Source organism: Arthrobacter psychrolactophilus, assembly GCF_003219795.1.
Taxonomy (GTDB): domain Bacteria; phylum Actinomycetota; class Actinomycetes; order Actinomycetales; family Micrococcaceae; genus Specibacter; species Specibacter psychrolactophilus.
Map to the genome: position 1 here is coordinate 148,934 of NZ_QJVC01000005.1, position 14,999 is coordinate 163,932.

A 14,999-nucleotide genomic window follows, 5' to 3' on the forward strand; every position below is an offset into this window, starting at 1 on the left:
ACTGACAATGTGTTGCCAAAACTAAGGAATCTCATGAGCGCGTTGCTTCCCACTGCCCTTGCGACCACCGGCCTGTTGGGCGGATACCAAACTGCCCGAGCCACGAAGAATCGCCAGCTAGGCGGCGCCGTGCTGGCTGCCGCCGGCGCAGCTGCCTTCCTGGGCTGGAAGAAGAACGCCGGAACCGGTGCGGCCATTGCCCTCACCACCACCTATGTTGTGGCGTTTGGCGCCTCGCACCCCTTGGCGAAGAAGCTGGGCGCCTGGCCGGCCGTGTACACCGTGACGGCAGCAACCGCCGCGGCGTCCCTCGTGTTTGGCCGGGGCAAGAAGAAGTAGCCGGCTTCTCCCCTTCCTCTCCCCATCTATATAGCAGTTGTTACCATAAATGGCCGGTTTCCCGCTTAAATGCGCAACAACTGCCACACAGATTCGATTGCGCTCCGCGCATCACGGAAGCACACAGATCCGGGGAGGGGCGGGTGGAGTGCGGGATGCTGGACCCCCGTAAAATGGCTCTATCATCTCCCGCACTGACAAGGACATCATGGAACTCGTAGCCTTTGACCCTGAAGTTTTAGATGGGGTCTGGGTGTATATCGTCGGCGGCGGTTTTGTCATGGTGTCGGCCTTCATTCCACCGGTCCCCAGCACCACGGTTTTTGTGGCTTTGGGCGCCTTGGCGGGAGCCGACGGCGGCCCGCTCCCCCCGCTCCTCGTCGTGGCCATGGTGCTCGGCGCTTTGGCAGGTGACTTGCTGACGTACTGGTTTACCAAGATCGTGGGACATACCCGGTGGGGCTCCAACCGTGGCGCACGGCGGGAACGGGCCGTCAATTCCGCCACCCGGCGCCTGCGTCAGCGCCCCTTTATGTTCATGCTGACCTCGCGGTTCATCCCGCTGGGCAGGCTGTCGTCCAATATCGCCGCAACCGTGGCCGGCTATCCGTTGCGAGCCTTCACCGTCTTTTCGCTGGTCTCGGGCCTCATCTGGTCGATGTACGCCGTAGGGGTAGGCATGCTGACCCGCCATTGGCCGAATATCTCCACGCAAGTCGCCGTGCTCATCGCCATCGGCGCCTCGATCATCCTCGGCTGGCTCGTTGGAAGAGTCTCCACGTGGCTACTGGACCGCAAGACCGACAAGCCTGATCCCGCCGTCGCGCTTTAACAATCTTTAAGCAACTGTGCCCCGGGAGAATCTCCCCGGGGCACAGTACGTTAAGGCTAGGCCGCGGCCAGATCGCCGAGAACCTTGATGAGCAGCTCGCGCTCGGCCACCTTGATGCGCTCGTGGAGGGTCTCCTCGGTGTCGTCCGGCAGAATCGCGATGGGCGTCTGGGCAATGATGGGGCCCGTGTCCACTCCGGCGTCGGCGTAATGAACCGTGCAGCCGGTGACCTTGACGCCGTAAGCCATGGCATCGCGGACGCCGTGAGCACCGGGGAAGGCGGGCAGGAGCGCGGGGTGGGTGTTGACGTAGCGGCCGGCAAAAGCGTCGATGAAGCTCGGGGCAACAATGCGCATGAAACCACTGGAGATGACGTAGTCGGGAGCGTAGGCGGCAACGGTCTCTAGGAGGGCCGCATCCCACTCGGCGCGGCTCGCGAAATCCTTGAAGTTGACCACGAAGGTCTCCACACCAGCAGCCGCGGCGCGCTCGATGCCATAAGTATCGGCACGGTCGGCACCCACAGCGGCGATCTCGACAGGCAAGGTGCCCGCGGCTACGGCGTCGAGGACAGCCTGAAGATTGGAACCAGAACCGGAGACTAAGACAACTATTCGCATGGAATTAATTTTAGGGGTAAGCGGCGGCGAGCCCTATTCGGCGATGTCTTCACGACGGCGCAGCAGCGGCATTCCTTCATGCTCGCCCTCGAGCCAGGGGCCAGCCAGCGAGCCCAACATGACGCCGATGCCGATCTCCGCACCGACCCACAGGGCAGCGCTGAGCGGATCGGGGCCAATGTCGGTGAGCCGGCCAATGCCGGCGGATCCGTGAGCCAGAGCAAACAGGACCCAGCTAAAGGCAGCTCCGGCCAGGCCAATGACGGCACCGAGGACGATCGTGGAGCCGGGCAGAGAGAGCCAGCGGAAGCGGACCTTCAGGGACAGCCACTCGTCGAAGTGGTTCTCACCCTCGCGGACAAACCACCAACCAGCCAAGACACCGGCAATGATGGGAATCAACAAGGCCGCGAAGCCCCAGGTCAGGGTGCCGGTGGGCAGGGCAGCAAGAATCGGAATGGGCGGAACAGGGGCTACCGATGTTTCCAACGGTGAGACCGAGGAGCCGACGCCGAGCTGGAAACCGTCGCCACCAACCCAGGCAAGTGTCCAGATGGCAAAGTTCGGCATGAAGGCCAGCTGGGACACTGTCAGGGCAGAGCCGCCGATGATGCCGGGGCGCAGTGCCTGATACACGGCAACGACGTCGGCCCAGCGCGCCATGAGATTGATCGCGAGCATCAAGGCCGACAGCGCCAGAGCCGCCATGGCCGCCACAAAGCCGGAACGGACCACTGTCCAGACGTAGGATCCCGCCCAGCGCTGGTCTTGACTGGTCTTCTCAATCCAGTCAGCCGCGCTCATACCTACCAGCCGGCTCCATGAACCAGCTTCAAGTCGCGCACCCACAATCAGGCCAGCACCGGCAGGTATAACGGGAATGAAAGTCGCCGCCAGAAGCGGCGCACTGATCCCGGGATCGCTGCAGATAAAAGCGGTAGCCAACCCTGCGGCGGCGTACACAATGGCAGCCCCCATGAGGGGTTGCCAGAGCTGGTCGGTATAGGACGCCCGGGCAAGACGCCGTCCGGCTCGCCACGAGAGGAAGAACGGCACCAGCACCAGGCCAAGTGGCAGCAGGCTGAAGACTCCCGTTTCAAGGGAGGCCGAACTGGGACCGCTGCCCATTGTGAGGTTGAGCGGGACACCGTGACCTAGGAGCCAGATCTGCCCGGCCAAGCGGGCCACGACGGCCCCATCCTGTTGGGCGAACCCTCCACTCAGCCACGTCGCCGCCAAGGGAATGGCCACGATGAGGGCGGAGATAACAAACATTTGGGCAGACTCGAATGCCCCTTGCAGCCAAAGCGGCATGGGAATCCCGTCGCGCTGGGGCTTTACCGCTTTGCTGTTCATCGTCTTCAATGGTGCCACATCGCGGGCGCCTGCCGGACGACCGGCACCCGTGGGCTTGCTGACAAAGGCCTGTTAAACACAAATAAGGCCCGGTATAAACCGAACCTTATTTGCTCAAGCCCTAAAGGCTAAAGAATTTGCACGGTTACCCGCACGATTTCTTTAGAATTAGATAGCCTGGATGTTTACTGCCTGAGGACCCTTGGGACCCTGCTCAACATCAAAGGAAACCTTCTGGTTTTCTTCGAGGGAGCGGTAGCCCGAGGAGTTGATCGCAGAGTAGTGTGCGAAAACATCCTGTGACTGGTCATCGGGAGAGATGAAGCCGAAGCCCTTTTCAGCGTTGAACCACTTGACGGTACCTGTTGCCATTATTTCTATTTCCTTCTGAAGTTGGAGATTCCGCCCGACCTTCGGGCCTCCGTGTACGGTGTAAGTCCGCTTCTCCAGAACAAGCAACATCTCCCCGAGGGAAGCTGTTGCTTCAACTACAAAAAACGCAACACTACAACTACGAACAAGTATACATGCCTAAGGAGGCTGTGCCAGTCAAAACTGAGAGGTGCGTCACAAAATATTCATTGTGGTTCAGATAACTGAAAAAGATCGCCTAGATTCAGCGGGTTTTCCATGGTCACTTGCGACATGTCACTCATTGTTTACGATTTGTTCACCGGGCATGTCGCCGCAAAGTTACGTAAAAGAAGAAAGTTCGACGGCGGGACCGCTTTCCCAGCACATCTCACCAACACTTCCCTAAGTAATACAGTCAGGAAGGCGGGTGAGAGCGTGGTGCAATCAGGAGATACTCCTACTCCTGACCCTTCATAGCTATTCGCCTTGACTTGACGACGAAGACAAAACCCGGCGTATCGGCCGCCCTGTCCAGGGCAACCCGAACGTATTTGCCGCTCCTATATACAGACAGACAGTTGTGCATAGGAGCGATCGTCACTCAGTCATTCTCGACTCAAGCCACTTCGCCACCTCGGGCCACAGGCCATCGCGAAGTCCCCGGCGGAAGAAACCCATGTGTCCGATAGACGGGACGCCGAAGTCCGCCGGAGAATACGTTCGCCGCTCCACATCGGCCTGCGTCATATGGTCAGTAATAGCCTCAATCTGCTGCGGTGTGGCCCAGGGATCGTCACTAAAGCCAATAGAGAGCATGGGCACCGTAACCTGAGCAGCCCGCTCCCCCGCCCGCATCGTGGGGTCGTCAAAGAAGTAGCCGGGCGAGCGTGACCATCGGCTCCATTCCAACATGGCTGCCGCAGGCATATCCTCACCGAGGCCCATCCTGCGTCCGGGAACGTATCCCAATCCTCTGGCCGCCAGCGGACCGAGCACATTCAACACGAGCCAGACCTTGGCACGCTCAACCGAACCGGAAACCGTCGCCGTCACTCCAGCGTGCGAGGCAATTGAAACCATGGCACTCACACCGTGGATCCCGGACCCAAGCGCCAAGGCGTGCGCACCAACACTGTGACCGATCGCGAATCGCTGCACATCTGGATACCGCAGCGCCGCCCACTCCGCGACATCCGGAACGTCCTGGTCCATCCAATCGCGCATCCGCATCCCACGATTCTGACGCGGCGAACCTGACCTGCCAGTGCCGCGATAGTCGTAGCTCAGCACGACGAATCCCCGCTCCGCCAAATACTCGGAAAATCCCGAATAGAGCCGCTCCGGAACAGCTGTGGCGGGATGAATCACCACGAGGGCTCGAGGTTCCATGCCCGACGGCGTCCGCACAGTCCCACGAATTGTGCCACCACCCCGGGAAGCAATAGAGATATCAGTGCAGCTCACCAGATCATTCACCTTGTTACTCATGAGTAACACGATAGGCTCCCGACTCAGATTTGTCTGTACATTTCATCGGCACCGCTCACAGGCAGGTGACTCGGGAATATCGGCCGCCTTACGCCCGCTCCAATATCCCCGCAAGATCGGACGACGACGGGAGGCCGCCATAGTTGAATGATCGGCCAGTTCCCAGCCGGGAGACAACAAACGCATCGGACACGGCTGCCGGAGCAAATCGGATCAACAGCGATGCCTGCAGTGCCAGCGCCATGCGCTCCACGAGGTTTCGAGCCTGACCGGCAAATTCCTGTGGAGCCTTTTCGACCACAGCCACTTCTTCGCGGAGCTCCGCTACAAAGTCGTCAAAGACCTGCACGGCACCCGACGCCAGCCTCAGCTCGGCAAAGAATGCGTCCACAGATTCAGGTTCCGTACCCATGGCCCGCAGCACATCAAGGGCGATGACATTGCCTGTCCCCTCCCAGATCGCCATAACCGGTTGCTCCCTGTAGCGCATGGCGAGGGGGAAGTCCTCGATATAGCCGTTGCCACCCAAACATTCCATGGCCTCATAGGCATGGTTGGGGCCACGCTTGCACACCCAATATTTGGTGACCGCGGCGGCGAGGCGACGAAATGATTTTTCGGAGGGGCCAGCATCAATATCGAAGGCACGGGACAGGCGCATACTCACTACGGTGGCAGCCTCAGACTCAAGCGCCAGGTCCGCCAAAACGTTGGTCATGGCGGGCTGATCTACGAGCCGCGCCCCAAATGCTTGACGATGCCGCGTGTGCCACACTGCCTCGGCCACCGATTGGCGCATCCCGGCTGCCGTGCCGAGAATGCAGTCCAGTCGAGTCTGACCCACCATGCCCATGATGGATGGCACGCCGCGGCCGGGCTCGCCGATCCGCCAACCGACAGTTTCGGCGAACTCGACTTCAGCTGACGCATTAGACCGGTTACCCGCTTTGTCCTTGAGGCGCTGCAGCAGGAAGGTATTGCGCATACCGTCGGGCAGGACGCGCGGGATCAGAAAACAGCCCAACCCGGCATCCTCCTGCGCTAGGACGAGGAAGGCATCGGACATGGGCGCGGAGCAGAACCATTTGTGGCCAGTGAGCAGATGATGGGCACCGCTGGCTTCGGCACGCGTGGTGTTGGCCCGGACGTCCGAGCCACCCTGCTTCTCTGTCATCGCCATCCCGAACAGCGCGCCGGGCTTGCCCGCTGCCAACTCTGGACTGTACTGGCGCGAATAAAGTCGCGGCAGCCATTCCTTCGCCAGATCCGGCGCCAACCGGAGGGACTCGACAGCTGCATGGCTCATGGAAATCGGGCAGGCATGGCCGGGCTCAACCTGCGCGAACAGCATGAATTGCGCCGCACGCAACGCATTGGCGCCCCGACCAGGAGCCTCCCATGCGGACGTGTGAGCACCCGCCGCCACAGCCGCACCGATGATCCGGTGGTACGCCGGATGGTACTCAACTTCGTCAATCCGATGCCCGTACTTGCTGTGTGTGCGCAAGATGGGTGGGTTCTTGTGGGCCAGCCGGGCGTCGTCCTGGAATTGAGCCGAACCCACGACGGCGCCGCTGACTTCGAGTGTTCCATCGCCGTCAGCTTCGCCTACAGAGCGCAGATAATCCCGGAGCGGAATGTTCAGCGTGTATTCGTTGACATCAACGCGAGGCGGCGGCTGGTTCAGCACGCGGTGCTTCTCTTGAATTGCTGACGAGCTGGCAGTGTGGGGTTCGTCGGGCATGCCGGCGTCGATGGCGGTCATGTCTACAGGCTATGCCTAGCGTCAAGGGCAAGGATCTTGTTGCTCCTCATGTCACTGTGTTTCTCAACTTTTCAGTGACAACTACTTCCGTTTCAATGGAAACAAATCGCTGAAACTCGGGAACTATTTGTTGAGAAACGCCACTCAATTTGATCCGCAAGCCCTGAGCTACTTTTTCTTTACCTTAGCTTTCACCGCTTTGGGGTCTCCCTGGAAGTAATCGGTCCAGTGGAGCAGCTGCCCGCTCCGGGCGAACGCGTCGGCCGCCTTGGCAACCTCGCGAAAAAGGAAGTCATTGCCGCGTGCGGGGAAACTGGTGCCGGTGATGGTCACGGCGTGGTTACCGCGTTCATCACGTTCAACATCGATCAGCACGTCAATGTGCAGTTCCCAGCGTTGAAGTTTCTCCGGCAGCATGAAGGCCGGGATGGAACCGAATGACAAAAAGTCCCTCCACAGGGACCCGAAGTGCAGCCTGATCGGGTTAGCCCCAGATTCCGAGGTGACCTGGAACTTTTCTTTCTCCAGCACCTGCACAAATGGAAGTACCGGATGCGCCACGGATCCGTCGATGACAAAGGTTCGGGCTGGGACACGGAACGGGATATTCGAACCGTAAATCTTCATGACTCCACTTTATCCGCCAGGAATCCGATGGCCTCCGTATCCGTAACGTCGCCGAGGCAGTCGGCTTACATGCGGTTCTTCAGCAGTGGGAACACGGCCGGAGTTTTCGTCACCGGATCCTCCGCAATGACGCAAGGCAGGCCAAAAACCTCTTCAACCAGATCACTCGTCAGGATCTCGCCCGGCGCCCCGGACGTCACAACCTTTCCATCCTTCATGACGATCAAATGGCTGGCGTATCGGGCGGCTTGGTTGAGGTCGTGCAAAACGGCAACCACTGTTTTGCCGTCTTGATGCAGCCCCTGCAGGAGTTCCAACACCTCATATTGGTGGGCGATATCCAGATAGGTGGTCGGCTCATCAAGCAGCATAAAGGGGGTCTGTTGAGCCAACAACAACGCGATCCACACACGTTGGCGCTGCCCGCCGGAGAGCTCGTCTACGGATCGTTCGGCCAGATCCGTAATTCTGGTGGCCGCCATCGCGGACCTGACCGCATCGTCGTCTGCAACGCTCCACTGCTTCAAGGGAGAGTGATACGGGTACCGTCCCCGTGACACCAGATCAGCAACACGGATACCCTCGGGCGCCGTAGCGGTCTGAGGCAACAAGCCCAGCCTTCTGGCGAGGTCCTTGGAACGGAAGCGATCCAGCGCCTTCCCGTCCAGCAAAATCTGACCGTCAAAGGGTGTCAGGACCCGCGCCAAGGACTTCAGCAACGTCGACTTCCCGCAGGCATTCGGGCCGATGATGACGGTCAGGGAATCCTTGGGGATTGCAAGGCTCAGATTCTCAGAGATGACTTTTTTCTCGTACCCCAAAGTGGCGGCGGAGACCACAAGCTCACCTGCCTGCTCGGTTCTGAGACTTTGAGTCATGAAAAATAGTTCCTTCTAGTGACACAAGCGCAGCCCCAGAGAATCTTTCTCCTGGGACTGCGCTCATCGTTTAGCACCCGTGCTTCATGAGCGCGGGAACAATTGTTACTTCAAAAGCTTTTCGACGTCGTCCAAGATTACGCTAGCGCCTACAACACCGATGCCAACCATCCAGGTCTCATCTTCCACCTCATAGACCTTCTTGGCTTTCACGGCAGGCAGGTCCTTCCAGAGGCCGGTAACGGTGCCCATGGTGGTCGCCGCCGGATCGCCGCCGGGATTGGTGTAGAAGACAACGTCGCCATCGATCTGTTCAAAGAGTTCGGGGCTGAGCTCCATCATGGAGTATTCATTCCACTTGCGCTCGCCCAGATCAAAACCGGCCTTGGCCAAGATGGACCCCGAGAACGTCTCCGGACCATACAGGCGGAAGTTGTCCGGACGGAAACGCACGATCGAAAGCGTCGTGCCTGTCGCGGCCACGGACTCGCCTACCGACTCAGCACGCGCATCCAGTTCGGCAATTTTGCTGGTCATGGCATCCGTCTGGTTGACCGAGGCGGCGGTAATCAGGGCCTGCTCGGTCCAATCAGTACCGGAGTTAACCGAAAACACCGTAGGTGCAATGGCTTCCAACTCGTCATAAATGGCCTCGTGGCGGACCTTGGAACCAATGATCAGGTCCGGGTCCAGGTTCGCGATCGCGTCAATGTCCGGCTCCGAGGTGGAGCCAACCGAGACGGTATCCGTCAGTTTGCCGGCCACATACGCTGGGAAGCCACCATCGGCGCCGGAAACGGTAGCCCCCACGGGCGTCATGCCCAGTGCCACCAAGGCGTCCAGCTGAGGCGAATCGATGACAACAATGCGCTGGGGAACAGACTCGAAGGTCTCCTCACCCATTGCGTGCTTGACGGTGTAGCTGGCGGACTGTTCCGCGGCGGTGCTCTCAGATGAGCTAGGGGTTGAGCTGCAGGCGGCTGTGAAAAGGACTGAGGCCACGGCGGCAGTTGCAATGATGGCGCGCGAAAGGCGGCGAGTAATAGGAGGCATGCGGAAAATCGTATGTCACGGGCATTAGGTTATGCAAATGTTCCGTAATTGACTAAAGTCTTATCGTGGCCAGCAATAATTTACTCCGAGGAACCTCAGATGCGCAGCGCGTCGGTTCCCGAATTGCAGGCACCCCCAAAACATTTGCCGGCATGGTTATCGCCCTGGCGGTCCTGTTCATCACCGTCGTCTTAAGCTTTTCCCTCGGCGCGAAATCCATCCCGCCCTTTGAGGTTGCCCAGGCACTGTTGGGCCAGGGTCAGGAAAACATTGTGGCGATAGTTGGCCAACTGAGGCTGAGCCGAACTGTCATTGGACTAATCAGCGGTTGCGCCCTCGGATTAGCCGGCACACTCATGCAGGCTATTACGCGAAACCCCATCGCCGATCCCGGAATCCTTGGCGTCAATGCCGGGGCCGCTCTCGGTGTGGTCGTGGGGATTCTGCTCACCGGCGCCTTGGGAGTCACCAGCACCATGGCGTTTGCCATGATTGGCGCCGCCGTCGCAGCTGGTGCCGTCATGATGCTCTCGTCCTCTTACGCTGGTGCATCGTCTCCCGTGCGGCTCACCCTTTCCGGCGTTGCCTTGGCCGCCATCCTCTCTGGCGTCACGAATGCCATCGTGCTCACGGATGAATCCATCCTGGACACCTTCCGTTTCTGGCAGGTTGGCTCTCTCACGTCTCGCCCCGTCGCCGAGGCCTCGTTGTTCCTGCCCATTATTGTTGTTGGCATCGTGCTTGCCCTTTTCCTGGGCGGCCCGCTCAATGCCTTGGCACTCGGTGACGATAGCGCCGTCGCCCTAGGCTCCAATCCAGCCCGAATCCGGCTTGTTGGCCTGCTGGCCGTCACCATTCTCTGTGGAGGTGCGACGGCGTTGGCTGGGCCAATCTCCTTTGTCGGCTTATTGGCTCCTCACCTCGTGCGGCGCTTTACCGGCCCGGATCTGCGGCGGCTGATTCCGCTGGCCATGCTCGTTGCCCCCATTATTTTGTTGCTGTCGGATATCTTGGGGCGCCTGATTGGCGGCGGTTCGGAAGTTCCCGTCGGCATCATGTGTGCGTTCGTCGGGGCGCCACTGTTGATCGTGCTCTTAAGACGCGGCCGGTCCAGGAGTATTAGCTGATGTCGACTAAGGGTTCTGGAGTCCTCAATTTTGTCCCGTCGGTCCTACCTGCTGGAGAATCTGTGCTGCGTTCAGCCGCAGATGCTTATTCATTCAGGCTCACGAGGAAGACCGTACTGCTCTGCGTGGGTCTCTTCGTGGCCGTTCTGGCGCTGCTTTTTGCCTCCCTTCTTGCGGGTGATTACCGGGTGTCGTTGCCTGACTTGGTAGCAACGTTCCAAGGCCATGCACCGAATAAGCGCACCCAATTCTTCATCATGGATCGCCGTCTCCCGCGGGCTCTTGTTGCCCTGCTTGTAGGAGCTGCCCTGGCCACGGCGGGCGCTATTTTTCAGTCAGTGACCCGTAATCCCCTGGCTAGCCCTGACATCATTGGCGTCAGCAGCGGCGCCGCGGCCGGAGCCTCATTTGTGCTGCTCCTCGTCGGCGGTTCCGTGGCTCAAGTGTCGCTCGGCGCCTTCGTCGGAGCTCTCATCGCGGCAGGGTGCATCGCATTATTGGCCGGGCGCAATGGTCTTCACGGGGTGAAGCTTGTATTGATTGGCGTGGCCCTGGGCGCCTTGGCCAACGCCGCCATCTCCTACATGCTCACCCAGGTTTTTGTGGCCAGCGCCGTCACCGCCCAACTCTGGTTGGTTGGCTCCCTGCAGGGCCGGGGATGGCCAGAACTCACGGTCATAGCAATCGCCTTGATGGTAATTACTCCTGTCCTCTGGAGATACTCGGGTCGTTTGGAAATCCTGCGCATGGGCGATGACCTGGCGATTGCCTTGGGCGTCAACGTCCATGCCACCCGTCGAGTTCTTCTTGTGTTTGCGACACTTCTGGTGGCCTCTGCCGTAGCAACCGCTGGTCCCATCTCTTTTGTGGCCCTCGCGGCGCCTCACATTGCGCGCAGGCTCAGCGGTTCTGGAGCCATACTTCCCGCCGCCTTAATTGGTGGCCTACTTTTGGCAACGAGTGACTTGGCCGCACAGTATCTCTTTAGCAGTCCCATTCCCGTTGGCGTGGTCACGATCGTCATTGGCGGTGGCTTCTTCCTTTGGCTTCTGATTCGGGAGGGGAAGCAAAGTGTCCACTGATGTCTTGCCGCGCCCACGCAATGCTTTCCGTGCGGAGCAGCGTTTCCCCACTGTTCCGCGGATGGTGCGCATTGCCGCCATTGAACGCACCGAACCGGGCATGGTTCGGGTATCTTTCAAGGGAAGCGAACTGGGCGAATTCAGCCGCGACGGCGTGGACTTCCCCGCCATGAAAAGCCGCGCCTTCGATGATGTGGTGATCCTCTGTTTTCCCGATCCCGCCACGGGAGCGTTCTTTGGGGCGGCAGCGCACGAACTAAGTAATCCGCCGTTATCCGAGCTGTGCTCCTGGCAGGGCCGGGAATATACGGTGCGACGTCTTTGCCAGCGCGACAAGCTCTTGACAGTGGATTTTGTGTTGCATGAGAGCGGGATCGCTGAATCGTGGCTACGGACCGCCGTCGTGGGTGACCCGCTCGGAATCATCGGTACGCGGATGAGCCGCAAGTTACCCACGGAACCTCATATTTTGGCTGTGGGTGACGCTACCGCCATCCCTGCGCTCGCCCGACTGGTGGAGGAAAGCCACGGGACAACACCACTGGATGTTTACGTCATCGCCGATCGTAACGTTCTGGGACAGTCCTTCCCCACCAGCCCGCAGGTGCATGTCACGTGGATTGATCCCGCTCAGGGCGCCGTCTCACGACTCGGAGCCATCCTGGCCACCCAGGGATTGCGTACAGGTACTTGGGCTTGGCTCGCTGGTGAATCCACCCTGGTGGGCAAGATTCGCCGACACCTCGTTCATGGCCATGGACTGGACAAGGAACGGATTCACTTCACGGGGTATTGGAAGGCGCACGCCGCCTCGAATCGCTAGGCTCGCCACCCGTCCATCCGACCGTCCATTGATCCGTCAATCCCTCGGCGCAGGATGACGTAAAAGCTGGCACCTAACGGCCTCGAAAACCCACCCCGTCGCACGCCGAATCCAGAAACTCCGCCACTTCACGCGGATGCGAGAGCAGCGGGGCGTGGCTGGAGGCCATTTCGGTGACAGATGCGCCCATGCGCTCAGCCATTTCACGCTGCAGCATGGGAGGAACGGCCTCGTCCCCAGATGCCACTAAATAGAAGGTTGGCAGATCCAGCCACGCAGGCCTACCCACCTTCACCCGGTCCACTCCAATCCGTACAAACTTCTGCGTCGCGGCGGCGAGCGCAATGAGATCTGCAGGGGCATCGGCCGCCAAGACCTCGCCAAAATGATCTCTTGCCATATAGCTATAGTCCCCGGCCACCACAACATGGTCTGGAATCAGACTGCCTGGATACTTCCGCGAGAGTCCGCTGACCGATTCACCCTCAGCCGGAGCGAACGCCGCAATATAGGCCAGGGCGCAGACGTTGGAAACACCAATGGCTGCCTCTCCAATCACCGCTCCCCCATAGGACCAACCGGCCAAGAGCACCGGACCGGGCACGGTGGCGAGGGTGCGTCGGACCGAAGCTACGTCGTCGGCCATGGATTCTAGTGAGAGCTGCGCGGCAACGGGCTGATGTCCCATGGCTCGGAGCTCGGACATGACAGCCGCCCAGATCGATCCGTCCGACCACAGGCCGTGCACCAGAACAATCGTCGCCACGCTACCTCCTCAATGAGAGCCTCAATATATCAGGGCCGTGAGGACTTGGCAGGCGCTGCGCGGACGTGCATGCGCTCCCCTTGCGCACCGAAGAGCGTCAGGAATTCCACGCTCTCCAAGGACGCACGGCCAAACCAGTGCGGGGTGCGGGTATCGAACTCGGCAGCCTCGCCCTGCTTGAGAAGAAAGTCCCGCTCCCCCAGCACTACCCGTAGTGTTCCACGTAAAACGTACATCCACTCGTATCCCTCGTGAACCTTAGGATCCGGATCCGGCAACTTCGCCCCTCCCAGGAGGAGGTGCTTGAATGCCTGCACCCCGCCTCCGCCTCGACTCAGCGGCAAGATCTTTTGTCCTTGATGGTGCACGGGTTTGAGATGAATCCGAGGATCACCCGTTGCTGGGGCTCCCACCAGATCGTCCAGCGGAACCGCGTGCGCCCGGGCTAGCGGCAGCAGCAATTCAAGGTTGGGCCGCCGCTGCCCGGATTCCAAGCGCGACAAGGTACTGACGGAAATACTCGTCTCTGCGGACAGCTCGGCCAGTGTCAGTCCCCTACTCAGGCGCAGCGCCTTCAGTCGCGGCCCAACGCCCTGCAGCACATCTTCGGTGTCATTACTCATACCCTCATTTTGCCATTCCAGCAAAAAACATTGCCAGCCTGCCACGCCTGCAGCACGCTTGAAATAACAACAACTCAACAGAAAGTAAATCTCATGCAAGATGTAATCATCATTGGCGGCGGCGCCGCCGGACTCAACGCGGCGCTCGTCCTGGGCCGTTCCCGACGCTCGGTCACCGTCATCGACGCTGGTCAACCCCGCAATGCCCCGGCTCATGCGGCTCACGGATTCCTCACACGCGACGGCGTCGCTCCCCTCGAGCTGACCCGTCTAGGTCGCGCTGATCTCGCCCCTTATGACGCACACGTTGAGGAGGGCACCGTCGTCAGCGCCGAACAGATCGACGGAGGATTCCAAGTCACGCTGGATTCCGGCGCCGTCTACACATCCAAGCGACTCCTCATCACGACCGGCTTGGTGGACGAACTGCCCGACATTCCCGGTCTGGCCCAACACTGGGGCAAGAATCTTGCGCATTGCCCCTACTGCCACGGATGGGAGATCAAGGATCAGGCCATCGGTGTCATAGGCAGTAGTGACTTTGCCGTCCACCAGACGCTGCTATTCCGCCAATGGTCCCCCACCATCACGCTGTTCCTCAATACGGCTCCTCAGCCCTCACCCACAGAACGTGCCCAACTCGACGCCCGCGGCATCAAGCTCATCGAAGGGCCCGTCGCCAAGATTCACAGCGACGGGGATGCAGTGAGCAGCGTGGAACTAGCGGATGGCAGCATTCATCCAGTCCAGGCGCTGACCACTCAGCCGCGATTCGTTGCCCGGGCTGGCTACTTGGACGGGCTGGGGCTCGTGTCGACAACGACGCCCTTCGGCGTCTCTCTTGAATCCGATGGCACCGGGCTCACCTCAGTCCCAGGAGTCTGGGCCGCTGGCAATGTCACCGATTTGAGCGCCACTGTCCTCGCCGCAGCGCAGGGAGGTGCCGCGGCCGCCGTCGCCATCAATATGGACCTCATGGCTGAGGAACTCGCGGCCGACGTGGCCGCACATGACGTGGCTATGTCCTCCGCCGCGAGCACTTTAATGTAATGCAGATTGCTTTCGAATAATGCTAGGTTTCAGCTGGAGAGTCATATTTAGGCCTTCTCACGCAGGATTGTCACGGTTGGCATAAAACCGATATCGCCAACGTCATACCCTCCACGAATATGGGCTTTCACCAAGATTGTCTTTTCTGCGTTTGGATGTGATCCTGCAGGTCTACGCATAGTTTCACGAACTGCGTGCGCCGTTTTAGCTCCATGT

Annotated in this window: 16 protein-coding genes; 6 read left to right on the forward strand and 10 right to left on the reverse strand. The window is 59.9% G+C overall.

The features are described 5' to 3' along the window. Positions 1-33: 33 nt before the first annotated feature. Positions 34-339, forward strand: coding sequence for a hypothetical protein (locus CVS30_RS08530; protein ID WP_110484898.1), 306 nt, complete (start codon positions 34-36; stop codon positions 337-339). A gap of 208 nt (positions 340-547) precedes the next feature. Then, positions 548-1,171, forward strand: a complete 624-nt coding sequence (locus tag CVS30_RS08535; protein ID WP_110484899.1) for a DedA family protein — start codon at positions 548-550, stop codon at positions 1,169-1,171. Between the two features lie 56 nt (positions 1,172-1,227). Here CVS30_RS08535 and purN read toward each other — a convergent pair whose 3' ends face one another. The 8 genes from purN to CVS30_RS08575 all read right to left on the reverse strand — a co-directional run bounded on the left by purN (position 1,228) and on the right by CVS30_RS08575 (position 9,312). Further along, entirely contained in the window at positions 1,228-1,791 is a 564-nt protein-coding gene (gene purN / locus CVS30_RS08540; protein ID WP_110484900.1) for a phosphoribosylglycinamide formyltransferase, read from the reverse strand. Between the two features lie 33 nt (positions 1,792-1,824). After that, a complete protein-coding gene (locus CVS30_RS08545) occupies positions 1,825-3,066 on the reverse strand; it encodes a cell division protein PerM (protein ID WP_245934512.1) in 1,242 nt (413 codons plus the stop codon). A gap of 249 nt (positions 3,067-3,315) precedes the next feature. Then, positions 3,316-3,519 (reverse strand): cold-shock protein, encoded by a 204-nt coding sequence (locus CVS30_RS08550; protein WP_038467205.1) that lies wholly within the window; start codon positions 3,517-3,519, stop codon positions 3,316-3,318. A gap of 579 nt (positions 3,520-4,098) precedes the next feature. Further along, positions 4,099-4,989 carry an alpha/beta hydrolase family protein gene (locus CVS30_RS08555; protein WP_110484939.1) on the reverse strand — a complete coding sequence of 297 codons (891 nt, stop codon included), beginning with the start codon at positions 4,987-4,989 and terminating at the stop codon, positions 4,099-4,101. Positions 4,990-5,077: 88 nt separating this feature from the next. Beyond that, complete coding sequence (locus CVS30_RS08560; RefSeq protein WP_245934513.1) at positions 5,078-6,754, reverse strand: acyl-CoA dehydrogenase family protein; 1,677 nt, start codon at positions 6,752-6,754, stop codon at positions 5,078-5,080. A gap of 168 nt (positions 6,755-6,922) precedes the next feature. After that, positions 6,923-7,381: a hypothetical protein gene (locus CVS30_RS08565; protein ID WP_110484902.1), complete on the reverse strand. Its 459-nt coding sequence runs from the start codon at positions 7,379-7,381 to the stop codon at positions 6,923-6,925. A gap of 65 nt (positions 7,382-7,446) precedes the next feature. Continuing rightward, complete coding sequence (locus tag CVS30_RS08570; protein WP_110484903.1) at positions 7,447-8,259, reverse strand: ABC transporter ATP-binding protein; 813 nt, start codon at positions 8,257-8,259, stop codon at positions 7,447-7,449. Between the two features lie 105 nt (positions 8,260-8,364). Continuing rightward, complete coding sequence (locus tag CVS30_RS08575) at positions 8,365-9,312, reverse strand: ABC transporter substrate-binding protein (RefSeq protein WP_110484904.1); 948 nt, start codon at positions 9,310-9,312, stop codon at positions 8,365-8,367. 65 nt (positions 9,313-9,377) lie between these two features. Between CVS30_RS08575 and CVS30_RS08580 the strand changes: the two genes are divergently transcribed. Genes CVS30_RS08580 through CVS30_RS08590 form a run of 3 tightly spaced genes read left to right on the forward strand, consistent with a single transcriptional unit; the run spans position 9,378 to position 12,344 of the window. Beyond that, a complete protein-coding gene (locus CVS30_RS08580; protein ID WP_220033893.1) occupies positions 9,378-10,439 on the forward strand; it encodes a FecCD family ABC transporter permease in 1,062 nt (353 codons plus the stop codon). After that, complete coding sequence (locus tag CVS30_RS08585; protein WP_110484905.1) at positions 10,439-11,521, forward strand: FecCD family ABC transporter permease; 1,083 nt, start codon at positions 10,439-10,441, stop codon at positions 11,519-11,521. The genes CVS30_RS08580 and CVS30_RS08585 overlap by 1 nt, the downstream gene beginning before the upstream one ends. After that, the gene (locus CVS30_RS08590) at positions 11,511-12,344 is read left to right on the forward strand and encodes a siderophore-interacting protein (protein WP_110484906.1); all 834 of its coding nucleotides are present in this window, start codon (positions 11,511-11,513) and stop codon (positions 12,342-12,344) included. The genes CVS30_RS08585 and CVS30_RS08590 overlap by 11 nt, the downstream gene beginning before the upstream one ends. A 73-nt stretch (positions 12,345-12,417) precedes the next feature. On the opposite strand, the gene CVS30_RS08595 is transcribed toward CVS30_RS08590, so the two are convergent. Further along, the gene (locus CVS30_RS08595; protein ID WP_110484907.1) at positions 12,418-13,110 is read right to left on the reverse strand and encodes an alpha/beta fold hydrolase; all 693 of its coding nucleotides are present in this window, start codon (positions 13,108-13,110) and stop codon (positions 12,418-12,420) included. A 29-nt stretch (positions 13,111-13,139) separates the two neighbouring features. Next, on the reverse strand, positions 13,140-13,733 hold the full coding sequence (locus CVS30_RS08600) for a helix-turn-helix domain-containing protein (protein WP_110484908.1): 594 nt from the start codon (positions 13,731-13,733) through the stop codon (positions 13,140-13,142). A 93-nt stretch (positions 13,734-13,826) separates the two neighbouring features. Between CVS30_RS08600 and CVS30_RS08605 the strand changes: the two genes are divergently transcribed. After that, positions 13,827-14,783: an NAD(P)/FAD-dependent oxidoreductase gene (locus CVS30_RS08605; RefSeq protein ID WP_110484909.1), complete on the forward strand. Its 957-nt coding sequence runs from the start codon at positions 13,827-13,829 to the stop codon at positions 14,781-14,783. Positions 14,784-14,999 lie beyond the last annotated feature (216 nt).